The 251-nt window shown below is 69.7% G+C and carries 1 pseudogene; it reads right to left on the bottom strand.

The features are described 5' to 3' along the window. A pseudogene (locus AC0IXA_RS27865) lies at positions 1–251 on the bottom strand (hypothetical protein); the annotation flags it as partial.

The following is a 251-nucleotide window of genomic DNA, read 5'->3' as shown; positions in this document are numbered from 1 at the left end:
CAGGGTGTCCACCCAGCCGCCGTAGAAACCGGCCACGATGCCCATGATCACGCCGATGAAGACGGAGAGCACCGTGGCGCCGCCCGCGACGAGCAGCGAGACCCAGGAGCCCTCGATGATCCGGGCCAGGATGTCCCGGCCGAACTGCGGGTCCACACCGAGCGGGTGGTCCCAGCTCATGCCGCCCCAGGCGCCCTTGGGCGCGAGGAGCGCCGGGTCAATGAGGTCCTGGTGGAACTCGTTGGGGTCCA

The organism is Pseudomonas sp. AC083 (assembly GCF_979253165.1).
This window is presented reverse-complemented; position numbering and strand designations above follow the sequence as displayed.